The organism is Streptomyces litchfieldiae (genome assembly GCF_031845365.1).
Classification (GTDB): domain Bacteria; phylum Actinomycetota; class Actinomycetes; order Streptomycetales; family Streptomycetaceae; genus Streptomyces; species Streptomyces litchfieldiae.
On record NZ_JAVREL010000001.1, the window covers coordinates 470,905 to 484,431 of the forward strand.

Consider the following 13,527-nt stretch of genomic DNA (forward strand, 5'->3'; position numbering starts at 1 on the left):
CGCGGACGGCCCGCCGTCGCCGCCTACGAGTCCGGCCTCGTCACCCCCGGAGCCCTCTGCCACGCCGGCGAACGCCGGCACTCCTGAACGACCGCGAATCCGGCCACATGGAGCCGAGCAGATGGAGGGACTGGGCGCTGGGGCTGCCCGGTTCGGCATGGTAGATGACGAGCTGCTGGCCGGGGGCGTCGCGTACGTCAAAAGCCTGGAGGGTGAGAATGAGGGGGCCGACGTCCGGGTGGAGGAGACGTTTGACGTCCTGCGTCTTGCCGCGCACGGTGTGGGCGTTCCAGAGGCGGGCGAAGTCCGCGCTGTGCTCGGTGAGGGTGTGGACGAGTTCACGTAACCGTGGGTTGTCCGGGGCGAATCCGATGGCCTCGCGCAGGTGGCCGACGGAGGCCTGGGCCGCCCGGTCCCACTCCGCGTAGAAGTCTCTCCCCGCGGGGTCGAGGAAGATCATGCGGGCCAGGTTGTCCGCCGGCTCGAACGGGGCGTAGAGGGCATCGCCCAGGGCGTTGACGGCGAGCAGGTCCAGGGTCCGGCTCACCACGAACGCCGGCGTGTTCGGGTAGCCGTCCATCAACTGGCGCAGCGCCGGGCTGACCCGCTCGGCGGCAGGGCCGGACGGCCGCTCGATCGTGGCGGCCCCGGCCAGCCGGTACAGGTGCGCTCGGCCGTCCGCGTCGACGCGCAGCGCGCGGCAGAGAGCGTCGACCACCTGGGGTGAGGGACGTCGCTCGCGCCCTTGTTCCAGGCGGGTGTAGTAGTCGACGCTCACTCCGGCCAGGCCGGCGACCTCCTCACGACGCAGTCCGGCGACTCTGCGGGCGCCGGATCTCGCCATCCCGACGTCCTCCGGCCGCAGACCGGCGCGGCGTGCGCGCAGGAAGTCTCCCAGGTGGTTGTCGTCCATGTGTTTCAGGCTAGGTGGTGGCTCGGGGTAGCCGACTGGGTCTGCCCCACCCGGCCAGCGGGCGTCCTGAACGCCCGCACGGAGACGCCCGGATTCGGCAAGGCGACCGCGACCCCTCCCGCCCCGCCGTCCTCCTCGATGCGTCACCTCGTCATGACCGGTTCCGCGACGGTGATGCCGCCGACCGATCTCCCGCTTACTGGTGCGCAAGGCGCCAACCGGACGTCGGGCGGAACCGGTTCGAGCGCCGCGCACGTCCCGTGATACTGATCGGTAAAACCGAAGAAGCATTCGGGCTGAACGACGAGGGCCGGGGGCACGTTGAAACCACTGGAGCCGGACGATCCGCAGACACTGGGTCAGTACCGGCTGTTGCGGATCCTGGGCGCCGGAGGCATGGGGAAGGTCTTCCTCGGGCGGTCGGCCCAGGGGCGGACCGTGGCGGTGAAGCTCATCCACCCGCAGCTCGCCCTGGACCCGGACTTCAGGAACCGCTTCCGACGGGAGATCGCCGCCGCGCAGCGGGTGGGCAGCGAGTGGACCGCGCCCGTGCTCGACTTCGACACCGAGGGGGAGATCCCGTGGGTCGCCACGGGATACATCGCGGGCCCGGCGCTGTACGACATCGTGACCCAGTTCGGCGTGCTGCCGGAGCGCACGCTGTGGCGGCTGGCCGAGGGGCTGGCCCACGCGCTGACGGCCATTCACGACAGCGGACTGGTGCACCGCGATCTCAAGCCGTCGAACGTGCTGGCCACGGTGGACGGTCCCCGCGTCATCGACTTCGGCATCGCGCGCGCCGTCGGCGGCAGCGTCCTCACCAGAACGGGAGCGGTGGTCGGCTCGCCCGGCTACATGTCCCCCGAGCAGGTCAGAGGCGACAGGCTGGACCCCGCCAGCGACGTCTTCAGCCTGGGCGCGACACTGACCTACGCGGCTACCGGCGTCGGCCCCTACGACACCGAGGACGGCGCGGCCCACGCGCTCATGTACCGCGTCATCAACGAGCCGCCCAACCTCGGTCACCTCGCCGGCCCGCTGCGGGAACTGGTGACCGCCTGCCTGGCCAAGAACCCGGCAGAACGTCCGACGCCCCGCGAGATCGGCGCGGCGGCGCGTGCCCACTGCGCCAGCGGACCTTGGCTCCCCGCGAACCTGACCGACCAACTGCTCCGGGACACGGTGCAACTGCTGTCCATCGAGGAGCCCGCGCGGGGCCCGGCAGCCGACACGCCACCGCCGGCGTCACCCGGCGACGCGCCGCCCGCCGCCACACCCACCCCTACCGCACCCGCCTTCACCGCATCGGACACGATGCAGCTTCGTGGCATCACGGAGCCCGTGCCGGAGCGGGCGGCCGCCACACCACCGCCGACGCAACCCGGCGACGCGCCACCCGCCGTCACCACGGACACCGTGCAACTGCGCGCCATCACGCGGCCCGCGCGCAACCAGACGCCCGGCACGCCACCGAAGGGACGGTCCCCGGGCAGGGCCACGCGAGGCCGCCGCCGTTCCAACGCGGCGATCGCCGTGATCGCGGCGATCGCGGTGGTGGGGACGGTGCTCGCGGTGACGCTCGGCCTGCTGGGCACCGGCGACGGCCGGGACGGCAAGGCCGACGCGGATGGCTCGCACTCCCAGGGCTCGTCCGAGAACGGCTCCGGAGATGACGAGCCGGGACAATCGGACGAGGGCGCGAGCGGGGACTCGTCCAAGGGACCGGCCGACGACGCGTCCGGCAGCCCGACCGACGACCCCTCGGACAACGGCTCCTCGGACGACGACTCGCCCGACGATCAGGGTGACACGTCCGGTGACTCCTCCGACGGCGGGTCGTCGGCCGGCGGGTCGACCGAGGGCACGTCGGACGGCTCCGCGGGCGGAACGTCGGACGGTTCCTCGGGCGGAACGTCCGACGGTTCGTCGGGCGGCTCCTCCGGCGGATCATCGGGCGGAACGTCCGACGGTTCGTCGGGCGGCTCCTCCGGCGGATCGTCGGGCGGATCGTCGGGCGGCGGGGGCGGGGAGCCTCCCGAGGACGACGGGCTGAACGGGCAGGTCAGCGACGACATGGTGGGCACGTGGGAATCGAGTCCCGAGCAGATCGTCTATGACGGCAGCCGCTTCACGGGACACATCCTCGGGTGCACCTACGACTTCCAGTTGGTGGGCGTCAGCGACGACGGGCGCTCGGTGAGCCTCTCCGGCTCGAACGGCTGCGGGAGCTGCGACGTCAACTTCTGGCTGGAGGGCGCGGACACCGCCGGAACCAACGCGTTCGACAACCTCGGCGGCGCGATGAGCGCGACGCTGTACCGGGTTTCCTGACGCACGCGCCCGTGCCGCCACGACCGCGCGGCGTTACCACGCGTCGTCGGGGAACCTCGGCTCACCCTTGACCAGGGAGACATACCCAGCGAGGTGCCACCGGTGAGACCGGGGCTGAAGGCGATCACCGTGATCCGGCGGGCATCACCGAGCCGCGTCGTGCGCGCCACCTGACCCCCGGCTCGCCCGCGCACCCTCATCGCTCGCTAACCGGATAACTGTCCGGTACGCTCCCATGACATCGGACAATTGTCCGCTTAGCCTCATGAACGCCACGGACACGGTCGGCGATGACGGAAGGCGTTCGCCACGCCCGCCCACGCACCCACCCACCCACCCACACGCGGGAAGGTTTCCTTGCCATGAAACTGCTCATCCTCGGTGCGACCGGACCCACCGGTCACCACGTCCTCGACCTGGCCCTCAAGGCCGGCGACACGGTCACGGTCCTGGCGCGCAGGCCGGAGGCGCTGGCCGACCTGGCGGATCGCGTCACCGTGGTCGCCGGAGACGCCACCTCGCGCGACGATGTCGCGAAGGCCATGCGCGGGCAGGACGCCGTCATCTCGGCCCTCGGCAGAAGCAGATCCGTGCGCGCCGACGACCTGTTCACTCGCGCCGCGGCGGCCGTGACAGGCGCGGCCGAGGGAACGGGCGTGTCCCGCCTGGTGTGGCTGTCGTCGTTCGGCGTGGGCGACACCTACCGGTCGGCGAGCCCCGTGCAGAAGGTCATGTACCGCACGTTCCTGCGGGACATCTACGCGAACAAGGAGATCTCCGAGAAGGCGATCCGCTCCAGCGGCCTGGACTGGACGCTGGTCTACCCGACCACGCTGACCAAGGGCCCGGCCAAAGGCACCTACCGCGTCGGCGAGCGCCTCCCGATGAGGGGCCACCCGACGATCAGCCGCGCGGATGTCGCCGACTTCATGCACAAGGCGGCCCACAGCCCCGAGTGGATCCGCCGCGACGCCGTCATCACGGACTGAGGACCGAGGACCGAAGACCGACGATGAGCCCCGATTCCCCCACCTCGCACGACTTCCCGCTCGGCGGCGGCATCGGCGACCTCGCCGGAGACCGCATGGCCAAGGTCGCCGAACGGCACGGAGCCACGGTCCCCCAGATCGCCCTGGCCTGACTGCTCGCCTCCTCCCCCGTCACCCTCGCCATCCCCGGCACCGGGTCCACCGCCCACCTGGCGGAGAACATGGTCGCCGGGTCGATCACCCTCACGCCGGAGTACCTCTCCGATCTCGCCTGAGCGCGAGACCACACCCTGAGCGCCCTCACCCCCGCCCGGGCGCTCCCGCGTGCAGCCCGTCCATGACGAGATCCAGGAGCCGAGTGGACTGGGCCTGCCAGTCCCCGCGGGCGTCGATCTGCCAGATGCCGGCGATGGCCAGGACGAAGTCGTCGACGGTCACCCCCGGGCGGATGGTCCCCGCCTCGTGATTGGCCGCGAGCAGCACCTCGATCGCCTCGATCACCAGCGCGTATCCCGGCTGCGCCGGGCCGTCCGCCGTGCCGACGATCTGGCGCATCGCGTCCGACAGGCCGACCTTGGCGACGGCGAAGCGGGCGAGCAGGTCCATCCATTCCCGCAGGGCCTGGTCGGGCGCACGGGTCTTGAGCAGTTCCGTCGCGGCGTCGGTGAGCAGCCGCACCTCGTGACGGTGGACCTCCATGACGAGCGCTTCACGGTTGGGGAAGTTGCGGTAGAACGTCGCCTGCCCGACCCCCGCCTTCTTGGCGATCGAACTCAGCGGGACATCCACGGCACGCGACAGCTCGGCCAGCGCCACCTCCAGGATCCGCTCGCGATTGCGCAGTGCGTCCGAGCGCTGAGGCCCGTCGTTCCTGGACTCCACTCCCCCCTCCTTCCGGGCTCACACCCACCGGGTAACGGACATCAGTCCGGTTAGGTCCACCATAGCCGTTACGGGGCGCCGGCGAGGCGCCCCATCACCTCGTAGACCTGCCGGGAGGTCAACGGGCCCGCCGGCAGCGGGTGGGCGGCCTCGGCGCGCAGGCCGTCGAGCATGAAGGCGACGCCGCGGCGCCAGGCGTCGGGGGCGGCATCCGCGGCGGCGCGCGCCAGCAGGGCGTTGGTGCCGAAGATGAACAGCAGGTCCCCCCTGGTGAAGTCGGGGCGCAGGACTCCGGCCCGCTGGGCGCGCTCGATGACGCGGGCGGCGGCGGCGTAGGAACGGTCACAGACGGCCATCAGGCGCTCGGCCCCCGGAAAGCGGCGCGTGACCACATCGCTGATCGCGGGGTCGACTGCCTGGAGTTCGCAGACCTTCTCGATGTAGTACGCGAATCCGCCCCAGGCGTCGTCCCGGGCCAGGGCCTGCTCGGCGATCCGGTCGAGACGGTGCGCCGCCAGATCGACCACCACCTCGTCGATGAGCGCCTCACGGCTGCCGAAGAGGTTGTAGAGCGTGCCGTGGCTCACGCCTGCCCGGCGCGCGATCTCCTTCAGCGGGACCTGGAGGCCGCGTTCCCGGAAGAGCTCGACCGCGGCTGCCCGCAGCTTCTCCGCGTTTCGTTGCGCGTCGGCCCGCATCCGCGTTCCTCCTGGTTGTGGCGTGTCCGACCCCATGGTCGCATCCCCGGTCCACCAACTTGACCCCTAGGTCAGATTGAGTGTTACCGTTGACCCACCAAGTTGACCCACGTGTCAGGTTTACTCCACGGCAAGGAACGGTTCGACCATGACGTCACGTCCGAACAGCGACAGGACGACGCAGTCCACTCCCCCGGAGGCGGGCAGCCCGGTCGCGCACGACGCCGCCGATCAGCCCAACGAGCAGACCGAGGCACCCATGCCGTTCCTGACCCTCGTGTCGGACGACGGCGCGGGCGTGTGCGGCCTGGACGGAGAGTGCCACTGATGAACGCGTTCGAGCACCCGGACGACCGGCTCGTCGTCGACGTGTGGAGCGACGTCATGTGCCCGTTCTGCTACATCGGCGACACCCTGCTCGCGCAGGCCGTGGAGAAGTTCCCCCATGGATCCGACGTCGAGATCCGGTACCACAGCTTCCAGTTGATGCCGCACCTTCCGGCCGACCTCGCCGTCGGCGTCAACGAACTCCTGGAAAAGGAGCGCGGCATCCCCAGGGCACAGGCCCGGGCGATGAACGCGCAGGTCGCCGCCCGTGCCGCCGAGATCGGGCTGGACTTCCGCATGGACAGCGCGATCGCGACCAACTCCCGCGCCGCCCACCGGCTGATCCACTTCGCCAGGAGTCAGGGCCGTCAGCACGACATGGTCGAGCGGCTGTTCCGCGCCTTCTTCACCGACGGGCTGAACGTCGGCGACCACGACGTCCTCACCGACCTGGCCACGCAGATCGGCCTCGCCCCAGCCGCCGCGCGCGAAGCACTCGACAGCGACACCTTCGACGCGGATGTCGACGCCGACGTGCGACAGGCCGGGCAACTCGGCATCACCGGCGTTCCGTTCTTCGTCTTCGGCGGCAAGTACGCCGTCTCCGGCGCCCAGCCGCTCGAGGTGTTCCTCCAGGCCCTCGACACCGCTTGGAAGGGAAAGTCCGCCGCATCGGCATGAGCCCGGCTCAACCACCCCATGCGGCCGTCGGGCGCGCCCTGGCGGACCGGGCAGAACGCCGCTACCGTCCCCTCGGCAACGAACTCAACGCGTTCGCGAGGGAGTTGAAGGTGGCATGAGCGTGACACAGCGCATGTGGCGGGGTCTCATCGCGGCGGTGCTGGTGACGGCGGCCGCCGCCGCGGCCGCGCCGGCGGCTGGCGCGACGGCCACCGGCGTGCGGGTCCTGGACTGGAACATCCAGGGCGCCACCGGCACCGATGGCGTCACCGACATCGACCGCGTCGGGGACCTGATCGCCCAGCAGAACCCGGACGTGGTGACGCTCCAGGAGGTGCACAACAACGCGGCCATCGGCGCGGAGAACCAGTGGCAGGTCCTGCTGGACCGGTTCCCGCAGTACGAGGCGCACTTCGCCCGCAGCGACGACAACGCCCTCGGCGGCAGCGCCGGGAACCTGATCCTGAGCCGCTACCCCATCGAGGAACGGCTCACCCGCCTCCTCCCCCAGTACCCGGCCGACAGCACCGCCGTCCGCCGCAGCCTGGGCGGTGTCCGGGTCGATGTAGGCGGCACCGACCTGCGCGTCTACACCACCCACCTGTCGTCCGGCATCGGCGCGGAGGCCACCGAGCGCCGCAACCGCCAGGCCCGCGACGTGCTCACCGCCCTGCCCGCCGCGCTGATGACCTCCCCGATGCTGCTCACCGGCGACCTCAACGTCCGCCCCGGCGACGCGATACGGCCCTGGTTCGCCGAGGCCGGCTGGATCGACGCCTGGACGACGGTCAACGCCAACACCGGCGCCGGCGCCATCACCCACCCCGGCAGCGGCGACGACGCGCGCATCGACTACGTCTACGCCACGCCCGCGTTCCAGGTCTCCGCCGCCCGCACCGTGCCGACCACCGCCTCCGACCACCTCCCGGTCGTCGTCGACCTCACCGTCCGCGACACGGCGGTCTCCCGTGCCGCAACGGTCCTCGCGGGCGCCGCCGAGCAGTCCGGCTGGGCCCAGCTCGCGGTGCACGCGGGCGGCTCACCCACCCTCCACGTCTGCGACAACAAGGCCGACGGGTACGGCGTCCGCGGCTACGTGCGCAACGCCGCCGGCACGACTGTAGTCACGGGCGCGGACGGCGCCTTCGCGGACCGCTGCGGCACGTTCACCTCGGCCGCGGGCACGGCGAGCGGCACGCTCACCGTCCGGGTCTGCCTGTACGCCGGCGGACAGGAGAGCAACTGCCGCGAGGTGTCGTCCCGGACTTGAACGATGCGCGTCCAGTCAAAACCGCATGCCGTGGCGATCGGGCTCTGTCAGGCTGGCCGACCATGACTGCTTACGAACTGTTGCTCATCGGCGGGGGCGCGGGCGTCGGGAAGACGACCGTCGCGTGGGAGGTGTCCGCGGCGCTTCGGGCGAGGGGAACGGCGCACTGTCTGGTCGAGGGTGACTACATGGACCAGATCCACCCCGCCCCCGTGGACGACCCGCACCGCACCTTGATCACGGAGCGGAACACCGCCGCGATCTGGTCCAACTACGCCGCTCTCGGCCAGCAACGGCTCATCTACACAAACACCGTGAGCATCCTGGAGGAGCCCATGATCAAACGCGCCATGGGCGGCGGCGAGATCAGGGCCACCCGCGTCCTGCTCACCGCCGAGGAGGCCACCGTGCGAGAGCGGCTCGCCGGGCGGGAGATCGGATCCCAGCTTGACTCCCACATCGAGTCGAGCCTGCGGAACGCGCGCAACCTGAGTGAGAAGGCTCCCCCGGGCACCGTACGCATCCCCACGGACGGTCGCCCGGTTCGGGACATCGCCCTCGACGTGGTCCGGGCAGCGGCCTGGTAGCGCCAGGACGGGCGCGTTGGGGAGCCGGGGTCCAGCCGTTGATCCGGGCGGCCTCAGGCCGTCCGGCCCAGCGTGGTGACCATGAAGGCGCACGGGTCCGCCATGTGGCGCGGAACGCCCTCGGCGTCCCGGAGGGTGTACCGGTCCACATACGAGGTGACCGGCCGGTACCCCAGCCGCCGGTACAGCGCCGCCGCACGGACGTTGTCCTCCGTCACGCCCAGGCCCAGCCGCTCCACCCCGCGTTCGCGCGCCCGGTCCTCGGCCGTGCGGATGAAGGCCGTGCCGATCCCCTGCGAACGCAGGGACTCCGGCCACACGAAGAGGCCGTTGATCTCCGGGCAGTTCCCCACGACCTCCCGCACCTCGGGAGCCGCGCACCCGTCCCAGCGGACCTCGCACGCTCCGACCGGGTGCCCGTCCCGCCACGCGATCAGGTAGGTGCCGACCCCGGCGAGCTGTCTCGCGTACCGCTGGGCGTGATTCGCCGTCACCGACGCGGAAGGCAGCACAACGTCGAGCACCGCCACGTCCTCCGCGCGACAGTCCGCGATCCGCGCCATCCCGCCTCCTCTCCCCGGCCCGGTGACCGCCCCTCAATGATCCCAACTCCGCGCCATGGCGGGGAGTTGGGGGGCGCCGACGCCGTGCAGCATGGTGCCGACCACGCGGGCGGCGAGGCTCTCCACGTCGGGTGCTGCTCATCGCGTTCGGTAAAGCCCTCGCCGAGGAGTTCGGCCCCGGGGGATCCGGGTCAACACGGTCTCGCCCGGCCCGGTGCGGGTCTCAGTGCTCGATCAGGCCGCCGACCGGGACGGGCGGGACGTGGCCGGTCGCGGGGAGCGTCCTTGCCAGGGCGAGGCCGATGTCGACCAGCGAGGACCGGCGCAGGCCGGTGACGTCGGGTATCGGGGTCCAGACCGACTCGGTCGTGTCGCCGTTCGGCTCGGGGCGGAGCCGGCCGCCGGTGATACGGACCCGGTAGAAGATGCCGACGTTCTGGTGCTCGACTCCCCCGCGCGCGGCGGCCGCGGGTATCACCCGCGAGTCCACGCCCAGCAGGCGTTCGACCACCGCCTCGTGGCCGGTCTCCTCGGCGACCTCCCGGATCACCGCGTCGAACGGGTCCTCCGCGTGCTCGACCCTGCCGCCCGGAAGGGTCCAGTGGGTCGACAGGTGATGGGCGAGCAGCACCCGCCCGTTCTCGATGCACACGGCGTACGCCGCCAGCCGGAAACTCATCTCCCCATCATCCGCCAGGTGTTGGCCGGCGAAGGAACACGATGTCGAGGTCGCGCAGCCGGTCCGGGTCGGCGTCGATGGTGACGCGGGTGATCTTCCCCTCGTCGATGGTGAACGCGAAGACCGCCTTCGGCCGGCCGTGGTGCGACCAGACCGCCGCCGGAACGCCGTCGACCAGGGCGAGCCGCGCGGCCTGGGCGCGTCCGGCGAAGAAGGCCGCCACCGCGTCGGCGCCGCGGATGTCGCCGGCCACGGCGTCCGGATCGAGCAGTTCGAGCAGGGCCTCGAAGTCCCCGCCCCGGGAGGCGGCGAGGAAGGCGGCGACGATGTCCCGCTTCGGGGATCGCGCGGCATCCGTCGCCCCCGCCGCTCCCCGCACCCGGCGCCGGGCGCGGCTCGCGAGCTGCCGGGCCGCCGCCGGGGAGCGGTCGATGATCTCGCCGATCTCGCCGAACGACACGGCGAAGACGTCGTGCAGGACGAACGCCAGCCGCTCGGCGGGGGTCAGCGTGTCCAGCACCACCATCAGCGCGACACCGACCGAATCGGCCAGCAGCGCCTCGTCCTCGGGGTCGGCCCGGCCGGTTGCGTGGAAGCTCGCGTCCGGCGCGGCCGGCTCGGGCGGGAGCGCCCCGGCCGCCTCCTCGCGCCGGGCGCGGCGTGCCTCCAGCATGTTCAGACAGACCCGGGCAACGACCGTCGTCAGCCACCCGCCCGGATTCTCGACCCGGCCGGTGTCGGCGCGGCTGACCCGCAGCCACGCCTCCTGCACCGCGTCCTCGGCCTCGCCGGGGGAGCCGAGTATCCGGTGGGCCACGCCGCGCAAGCGGCCCTGGTGCTCGGCGAACCGCTCGCTCAGCCAGTCGTGCTCGACCATCTGTCACATTCCTTCGTCCCGGCCTGTCACTCCCATTGACCGGCGCACACGCGCCAATGTGACAGCCGGGCCCGGCCGGCCCGTTGTCCGAAAGGCCCGCCGGTTCAAGCGGCAAACGCACCGACATCATCAGGAGACAACGTGTCATTGCAGGTGAGCGCCATCATGCTGGGCGTCGAGGACCTGGCCCGCGCCAAGAAGTTCTACACCGAGGGCCTGGGCTGCGCGGTCGAGAAGGACACCCCCCACTTCGTTTCGCTCAGCCTGGGCGAGGGGTCCCCGCGGCTGGCTCTCTACGAATGGGAGGCAGCGGCGGCGGACGCCGGAGTCCCGGCGGAGGGGTCCGGATTCCGCGGTGCCTCGTTCCACGTCAACCCCGACTCCCGGGAAGCGGTGGACGCGATCATGCGCGACGCGGTGGCCGCCGGCGGCAGCGTGGTCAAGGAGGCCGCCCCGGCCCAGTGGGGCGGGTACTTCGGCTACTTCAGCGACCCGGACGGCTATCTCTGGAAGGCCACCACGTACGGCTCCTGAACTCATGAACCGGCCCGGGCTCCTCGCTCCAGCACGCGGGGACCCGGGGCCGGGGAGGCGGGGCGGAAAGTGCGGCGGTACGCCTGGGGCGTGACGCCGACCGTGGCATGGAGGTGCTGGCGCAGGGAGACGCCGGTGCCGAAGCCTGCGCGGTGGGCGACGAGGTCCACGGGCCAGTCGGTGGTCTCCAGGTAGTGGCGCGCCAGGTCGACGCGCTGGCGGATCAGCCACTGGCCGGGCGTGGCGCCGGTCTCGTCGCGGAAGCGGCGGGTGAAGGTGCGCACGCTCATGTTGGCGTGGGCGGCCAGGTCGGCCAGGGTGAGGGGTTCGGCGAGGCGTTCCATGGCCCAGGCCCGGGTGGGGCCGGTGCCGGTGGCCGTCGGGTCGGGGACGGGGCGCTGGATGTACTGGGCCTGTCCGCCGTCGCGCCAGGGCGGCACCACGCAGGAACGGGCGACGTCGTTGGCGACCCGGCTGCCGTGGTCGCGGCGGACGAGGTGCAGGCACAGGTCGATCCCGGCGGCCACTCCGGCGGAGGTGAGGATGTCGCCGTCGTCGACGAACAGCACGTCGGGGTCGATGCGGACGGTGGTGAACATCCGTTGCAGGCGCTCCGCCTCGCGCCAGTGCGTGGTGGCGGGACGGTGGTCGAGGAGCCCGGCGGCGGCCAGCACATAGGCGGCGGTGCAGATGCCCACGATCCGGGTGCCGGGGCGGATGGCGGCCAGGGCGGCGCGGAGCGCGTCGGGCAGGTGGCCCTCCTCGCGGATGGGGCCGAGGGCGTGCGAGGGCGGAATGACGACGGTGTCGACGCGGGCCAGCAGGGAGGCGTCATGGGAAACGGTGAGGCCGTAGTCGGCGTCGGCCCGCACCGGCTCGCCGTCGAGGCTGCACGTGGTCACGGTGTAGAGCCGGTGGCCCGCCCGGTCGCGGGCCGCGCCGAAGATGCGGGCGGGGATGCCCAGTTCGAAGGGGACGACGCCGTCCAGGGCCAGAACTCCCACGTGATGCATGGCCAGATCCTTTCAGGCCATGGCCATCACGCCACTACGGGGTGCTCTCCGACCCCGGCAGGCTGATGAACGCGCCGGAGGGAACCGGCATGCATCACAGGAAACCCGGAAAGAGAGCACCCTCATGTCCCAGACGACCACCGCCCCCACCATGCGCGCCGTGTCCCAGGACGCCGCCGGAGGCCCGGACGTCCTGAAGGCCGTCGAGACCGCGCGCCCGGAGCCGGGCCGGGGCGAGATCCTGGTCCGGGTGCACGCGGCGGGCGTGAACCCCGTGGACTGGAAGCTCCGGAACCGCGGGGAGTTCGCCGACGGGACACCGCTGCCCTTCACCCTCGGCTTCGATGTCTCCGGAGTGGTCGAGGAGACCGGCGACGGCGTGACCCTGTTCCGGCCGGGCGACGAGGTCTTCGGAATGCCGCGCTTCCCGCACCGGGCCGGCGCCTACGCCGAGTACGTCGCCGCCCCGGCCCGCCACTTCGCCCACCGCCCGCGCGGCCTGACCCACATCCAGGCCGGTGCCCTGCCGCTGGCCTCCCTCACCGCCTGGCAGGCCCTCGTCGACACGGCGAACGTCCGGCCCGGGCAGCGCGTTCTCATCCACGCCGCCGCGGGCGGCGTCGGCCATCTGGCCGTCCAGATCGCCAAGGCCCGCGGCGCGCATGTGATCGGCACCGCCAGCGCCGGCAAGCACGACCTGCTGCGTTCCCTCGGCGCGGACGAACTCGTCGACTACCGGGCCCAGGACTTCGCCGCCGCCGTCCGCGACGTCGATGTCGTCGTGGACGCCGTCGGCGGCGCCAACTGGTCCCGTTCCCTGCGCACGTTGCGCCCGGGCGGCACCCTCGTCTCGATCCTTCCGCCGGACGACACCTTCCCCCGCGCCGAAGCCGAAACGGCCGGGGTGCGGGCGGTGTTCATGCTGGTCGAGCCGGACCACCAGGGCCTGCGCGAGATCGCCGCCCTCGTGGAGAGTGGCCGCCTGCGGGTGATCGTCGACGCCGTCTTCCCCCTGGCGGAGGCCGCCGCCGCCCACACGCTGGGCGAGGCCGGCCGCACCACCGGAAAGATCGTCCTCTCCGTCAGGCCGTGACCGGACCCGGCCGGCCGGGTCCGGCACCGGCCGACCATCTCGCGTTCCTCGGCATGCTCGTCGCACTGGGCATGCCGGGCAGACGACCGG

The 13,527-nt window shown here is 72.0% G+C and carries 15 protein-coding genes and 1 pseudogene; 9 read left to right on the forward strand and 7 right to left on the reverse strand.

Annotated features, from left to right (window positions below; genetic code table 11):
- Positions 1-40 precede the first annotated feature (40 nt).
- Positions 41-913, reverse strand: coding sequence for a helix-turn-helix transcriptional regulator (locus tag RM590_RS02185; protein WP_311702591.1), 873 nt, complete (start codon positions 911-913; stop codon positions 41-43).
- A gap of 321 nt (positions 914-1,234) precedes the next feature.
- Between RM590_RS02185 and RM590_RS02190 the strand changes: the two genes are divergently transcribed.
- The 3 genes and pseudogenes from RM590_RS02190 to RM590_RS02200 form a co-directional block, all read left to right on the forward strand.
- Positions 1,235-3,244 (forward strand): serine/threonine-protein kinase, encoded by a 2,010-nt coding sequence (locus RM590_RS02190; RefSeq protein ID WP_311702592.1) that lies wholly within the window; start codon positions 1,235-1,237, stop codon positions 3,242-3,244.
- A 362-nt stretch (positions 3,245-3,606) separates the two neighbouring features.
- Entirely contained in the window at positions 3,607-4,233 is a 627-nt protein-coding gene (locus RM590_RS02195) for an NAD(P)-dependent oxidoreductase (protein ID WP_311702593.1), read from the forward strand.
- A gap of 53 nt (positions 4,234-4,286) precedes the next feature.
- A pseudogene (locus RM590_RS02200) lies at positions 4,287-4,508 on the forward strand (aldo/keto reductase); the annotation flags it as partial.
- Between the two features lie 25 nt (positions 4,509-4,533).
- Here RM590_RS02200 and RM590_RS02205 read toward each other — a convergent pair.
- Positions 4,534-5,115, reverse strand: coding sequence for a TetR/AcrR family transcriptional regulator (locus RM590_RS02205; RefSeq protein ID WP_311702594.1), 582 nt, complete (start codon positions 5,113-5,115; stop codon positions 4,534-4,536).
- 68 nt (positions 5,116-5,183) lie between these two features.
- Positions 5,184-5,813: a TetR/AcrR family transcriptional regulator gene (locus RM590_RS02210; protein ID WP_311702595.1), complete on the reverse strand. Its 630-nt coding sequence runs from the start codon at positions 5,811-5,813 to the stop codon at positions 5,184-5,186.
- 148 nt (positions 5,814-5,961) lie between these two features.
- On the opposite strand from RM590_RS02210, the gene RM590_RS02215 reads away from it, so the two are divergent.
- The 4 genes from RM590_RS02215 to RM590_RS02230 all read left to right on the forward strand — a co-directional run bounded on the left by RM590_RS02215 (position 5,962) and on the right by RM590_RS02230 (position 8,678).
- Positions 5,962-6,141 carry a hypothetical protein gene (locus tag RM590_RS02215; RefSeq protein ID WP_311702596.1) on the forward strand — a complete coding sequence of 60 codons (180 nt, stop codon included), beginning with the start codon at positions 5,962-5,964 and terminating at the stop codon, positions 6,139-6,141.
- Positions 6,141-6,821, forward strand: coding sequence for a DsbA family oxidoreductase (locus RM590_RS02220; RefSeq protein WP_311702597.1), 681 nt, complete (start codon positions 6,141-6,143; stop codon positions 6,819-6,821). Before RM590_RS02215 ends, RM590_RS02220 begins: the two co-directional genes overlap by 1 nt.
- Positions 6,822-6,936: 115 nt before the next feature.
- Positions 6,937-8,091, forward strand: coding sequence for an endonuclease/exonuclease/phosphatase family protein (locus RM590_RS02225; RefSeq protein WP_311702598.1), 1,155 nt, complete (start codon positions 6,937-6,939; stop codon positions 8,089-8,091).
- 62 nt (positions 8,092-8,153) lie between these two features.
- Positions 8,154-8,678: a hypothetical protein gene (locus tag RM590_RS02230; protein WP_311702599.1), complete on the forward strand. Its 525-nt coding sequence runs from the start codon at positions 8,154-8,156 to the stop codon at positions 8,676-8,678.
- A gap of 53 nt (positions 8,679-8,731) precedes the next feature.
- Here the strand turns inward: RM590_RS02230 and RM590_RS02235 are convergent, their stop codons facing one another.
- The 3 genes from RM590_RS02235 to RM590_RS02245 all read right to left on the reverse strand — a co-directional run bounded on the left by RM590_RS02235 (position 8,732) and on the right by RM590_RS02245 (position 10,797).
- Positions 8,732-9,241 carry a GNAT family N-acetyltransferase gene (locus RM590_RS02235; protein WP_311702600.1) on the reverse strand — a complete coding sequence of 170 codons (510 nt, stop codon included), beginning with the start codon at positions 9,239-9,241 and terminating at the stop codon, positions 8,732-8,734.
- 223 nt (positions 9,242-9,464) lie between these two features.
- Positions 9,465-9,920, reverse strand: coding sequence for an NUDIX domain-containing protein (locus RM590_RS02240; RefSeq protein ID WP_311702601.1), 456 nt, complete (start codon positions 9,918-9,920; stop codon positions 9,465-9,467).
- A gap of 7 nt (positions 9,921-9,927) precedes the next feature.
- Entirely contained in the window at positions 9,928-10,797 is an 870-nt protein-coding gene (locus RM590_RS02245; RefSeq protein WP_311702602.1) for a sigma-70 family RNA polymerase sigma factor, read from the reverse strand.
- 141 nt (positions 10,798-10,938) lie between these two features.
- Between RM590_RS02245 and RM590_RS02250 the strand changes: the two genes are divergently transcribed.
- Entirely contained in the window at positions 10,939-11,331 is a 393-nt protein-coding gene (locus RM590_RS02250) for a VOC family protein (protein ID WP_311702603.1), read from the forward strand.
- A gap of 2 nt (positions 11,332-11,333) precedes the next feature.
- Here RM590_RS02250 and RM590_RS02255 read toward each other — a convergent pair whose 3' ends face one another.
- On the reverse strand, positions 11,334-12,344 hold the full coding sequence (locus RM590_RS02255) for a GlxA family transcriptional regulator (RefSeq protein ID WP_311702604.1): 1,011 nt from the start codon (positions 12,342-12,344) through the stop codon (positions 11,334-11,336).
- Between the two features lie 124 nt (positions 12,345-12,468).
- Here RM590_RS02255 and RM590_RS02260 point away from each other — a divergent pair, with 124 nt between their 5' ends.
- The gene (locus RM590_RS02260; RefSeq protein ID WP_311702605.1) at positions 12,469-13,437 is read left to right on the forward strand and encodes an NADP-dependent oxidoreductase; all 969 of its coding nucleotides are present in this window, start codon (positions 12,469-12,471) and stop codon (positions 13,435-13,437) included.
- Positions 13,438-13,527 lie beyond the last annotated feature (90 nt).

Excerpts from the sequence above, each read along its gene's own strand:
- RM590_RS02225 (WP_311702598.1), top strand. The coding sequence starts at position 6,937 with ATGAGCGTGACACAGCGCATGTGGCGGGGTCTCATCGCGGCGGTGCTG.
- RM590_RS02240 (WP_311702601.1), bottom strand. The coding sequence starts at position 9,920 with ATGAGTTTCCGGCTGGCGGCGTACGCCGTGTGCATCGAGAACGGGCGG.
- RM590_RS02245 (WP_311702602.1), bottom strand. The coding sequence starts at position 10,797 with ATGGTCGAGCACGACTGGCTGAGCGAGCGGTTCGCCGAGCACCAGGGC.
- RM590_RS02185 (WP_311702591.1), bottom strand. The coding sequence starts at position 913 with ATGGACGACAACCACCTGGGAGACTTCCTGCGCGCACGCCGCGCCGGT.
- RM590_RS02210 (WP_311702595.1), bottom strand. The coding sequence starts at position 5,813 with ATGCGGGCCGACGCGCAACGAAACGCGGAGAAGCTGCGGGCAGCCGCG.
- RM590_RS02220 (WP_311702597.1), top strand. The coding sequence starts at position 6,141 with ATGAACGCGTTCGAGCACCCGGACGACCGGCTCGTCGTCGACGTGTGG.
- RM590_RS02230 (WP_311702599.1), top strand. The coding sequence starts at position 8,154 with ATGACTGCTTACGAACTGTTGCTCATCGGCGGGGGCGCGGGCGTCGGG.
- RM590_RS02215 (WP_311702596.1), top strand. The coding sequence starts at position 5,962 with ATGACGTCACGTCCGAACAGCGACAGGACGACGCAGTCCACTCCCCCG.
- RM590_RS02255 (WP_311702604.1), bottom strand. The coding sequence starts at position 12,344 with ATGCATCACGTGGGAGTTCTGGCCCTGGACGGCGTCGTCCCCTTCGAA.
- RM590_RS02195 (WP_311702593.1), top strand. The coding sequence starts at position 3,607 with ATGAAACTGCTCATCCTCGGTGCGACCGGACCCACCGGTCACCACGTC.
- RM590_RS02235 (WP_311702600.1), bottom strand. The coding sequence starts at position 9,241 with ATGGCGCGGATCGCGGACTGTCGCGCGGAGGACGTGGCGGTGCTCGAC.
- RM590_RS02260 (WP_311702605.1), top strand. The coding sequence starts at position 12,469 with ATGTCCCAGACGACCACCGCCCCCACCATGCGCGCCGTGTCCCAGGAC.